Source organism: Limnothrix sp. FACHB-406 (assembly GCF_014698235.1).
Taxonomy (GTDB): domain Bacteria; phylum Cyanobacteriota; class Cyanobacteriia; order CACIAM-69d; family CACIAM-69d; genus CACIAM-69d.
In genome coordinates, this window is record NZ_JACJSP010000038.1 from 1 (window position 1) to 2,690 (window position 2,690).

Annotated in this window: 3 protein-coding genes; all 3 read left to right on the forward strand. The window is 52.0% G+C overall.

Annotated elements, in window-relative coordinates; translation table 11 throughout:
* Positions 1–320, forward strand: a 320-nt coding sequence (locus H6G53_RS18610; protein WP_206754516.1) for a hypothetical protein, incomplete at its 5' end; no start/stop codon positions are given.
* A gap of 705 nt (positions 321–1,025) precedes the next feature.
* Entirely contained in the window at positions 1,026–2,024 is a 999-nt protein-coding gene (locus H6G53_RS18485) for a protein rep (protein ID WP_242037347.1), read from the forward strand.
* Positions 2,025–2,121: 97 nt separating this feature from the next.
* Positions 2,122–2,382: a hypothetical protein gene (locus H6G53_RS18490; protein WP_190535581.1), complete on the forward strand. Its 261-nt coding sequence runs from the start codon at positions 2,122–2,124 to the stop codon at positions 2,380–2,382.
* Positions 2,383–2,690: the final 308 nt, after the last annotated feature.

A 2,690-nucleotide genomic window follows, 5' to 3' on the forward strand; every position in this document is an offset into this window, starting at 1 on the left:
CACCTAACCGCCGTACCCCCAAAACCGTTAAGCAACTTGGGAGCTTGAATATTATGGCTGACAAGATTCGTCTTGTGTCGAACCTTGCTGATCTGCAATCGGTAATTGAGCAAGTTCGGCTTGATTTGCTGTCTGTCCCGCTAGGCGAGTTCATGAACCGGACAGACGATGACGCGGTTGAGGACTTCAACCTGATCTATGAGTCCGTATCGGTCGTGCTCGATGAGTCGCACCGTGCCCAACGGAAAGCTAAGAAGGTTTTGACCAGTGCGCCAGGTGCAACCGTAACCGCTACTGCGATCGCCACCGTCTCGATGTAGCTACCAGAACACGCACTGGAGAAAACCTAAACCAGCCCGCCAGGAGGTTACGAAACTCTTGGCGGGCGATCTGTTTTTGGGGTGTCTACTGACCGTCTACTGACCGTCTATCAGCCGTCTACTGCCTGTCAACGTCTACCAGGGTGTCAACCGGTGTCTACCGCCCTTCTAGCCTGCGATAGACACCGCTAGTTGCACGGTGTCGTGCTGTCAAGACAGGGGCTTCAAGCCCGACAGTTGCCCGACAGTAGACACCCTGGCCGACAGCTCACCCGACACCCCAAGATTCACGATTTTGTTTTTGTACAGATATATACCCCTTTGGCTACCCTACTCGCGCCAGCCCGTCAGTGTTTCCGTTTAGCTGTCATCTCAACTGGCACACTGTCACCGCTGCTGAGTGCGATCGCCCTCGCGGTCGAAACTGTCGAACTTTTTTTGCACCTTTTCATTTCCGCCTAGGCCGAAATGAAAACGTCTAGAAAAACGCTGCCTGAATCGCCCCTAGACCGTTGCTCTGAACTGGCACATCGCCCCTGTCCTGAGACCCGTTTTTCCTTGTCTTGATATATATTAGGCTTTACCCAAGCGGCTCCAAAAAGCCTGAAATCTTTGCGATAAAAGCATTTTAGGCACTTGACCGCATCAAAAATCCCCGCTACGGTTGAGCTACCACACTGCAACCAAATAACGGGGATTTTCAAAATGCCTAGCGCTCAAGCCGCCATAGAGGTGGCTGAACCGGCTGTAATCCATCTTACGGATGTTTCGCCTTCTGACAAGCCCTGGGATCTCCTTAAGGCTCGCGCAGATCGAGTCGCTGAACTTTTCAGGGTTGACCCTGACCTCTCTCAATACTCAGATCGGGTTCTTGATTGCAGTCGCTGGCTGCGTTTCAGTCTCGCGCCAACAGCCGAAACGGATGAGTGTGGTACGTTTCGGCACAAGCTGACTGACGCGCGGTTCTGTCGAGTCAACCTCTGTCCTGTCTGTAGCTGGAGAAAACAATTGGCGTGGCGCGGTCGGTTTTTTAAAGCAGTCCCTAAGATCCGAGAGGCTTACCCTACAGCTCGTTGGCTGTTTGTGACCCTGACGGTGGCCAATGTCCCGATCGGAGAACTTGGCAGTGCGATCGCGAACATGAACACGGCCTGGAATCGGCTACGCAATCGCAAGACTTGGCCAGCGTTGGGTTACTTTCGCGCCCTGGAGGTGACTCGCGAAACTCAGCGCCCAGACTTCGCGCACCCCCACTTCCACGCGATGTTGCTGGTTCCAGCCAGTTACTTCAGCGGACAGAATTACCTCAAGCAAGCTCAATGGCGCGAGATGTGGCGTGAGTCACTGAGAGCTAGCTATGAACCGAGCGTCAACGTCAAGGCAGTGAAACCTAAAGCGGTTAACCCTGACGATCCAAACTCTGACGGGTTGACTGAGGCTGTCCTGTCCACTCTCGCCTATCACGTTAAAGGCGCAAAGAGTTCCAATCTCTACGATGACCCTGAGTGGTTCAACGAACTGTTTAAACAGATGAGACGGGTACGAACTGTATCAGTCGGTGGGGCGTTGCGCGACCACATCCGAGAGGATGAGCCTGAGGATTTGATTCACCTTGAGGATGTGCCAGATGAGCCAGATAACGATGACGTAGCGTTCTGGTATCAGTGGCGGCGCGATATCAGCCGCTACACCATGCGTGATTAATTTCTAATTCCACTGGAGGATTAACTAAAGAGATGCCTTGACAAACCTGTAACTGGTTATTAGGATAGTTGTCATAAACCAGTTACAGGTTAAGGGAGTGAATAAGCCTAAAGGTGGTAGGGGCAAACGCGCACCCTACGAAACGACTGTCGTGCGTGTCCCTGATCCAGTGTTGGAACAGGTCGAGGCGATCTGTGATGCATATCGAAACGGTGAGGTGTTGCCAGAGAAAAAACCTGTTACAGATTTTGAGTCAATCAGAGAGCAAGTCGATCAGTGGCGGAAGAATGCCAAGGTAGGAAAGGATAAATTGCAAAACCTGTTACAGCTTATTTACGGGGTTGACATCACACTTTAAATCGGTTAGTTTCTTTACTACCAGGCTCTGCTGAGGAGCAACCTGCGACCAGTGCGTAACAGCCAGCAAAGATCAGAGAGCCTCGCGTATGCGCCTCGCTGGTTTCTGTTGGTTTCAGTCAGTCAGAACGGAGAGCCTCGCGTATGCGCCTCGCCATTCTGACTACTCCAATCTTTCTCAAAAAAAGTGGCGGCTAGGTGTTGGTAGCACCTAACCGCCGTACCCCCAAAACCGTTAAGCAACTTGGGAGCTTGAATATTATGGCTGACAAGATTCGTCTTGTGTCGAACCTTGCTGATCTGCAATCG

Excerpts from the sequence above, each read along its gene's own strand:
- H6G53_RS18485 (WP_242037347.1), top strand. The coding sequence starts at position 1,026 with ATGCCTAGCGCTCAAGCCGCCATAGAGGTGGCTGAACCGGCTGTAATC.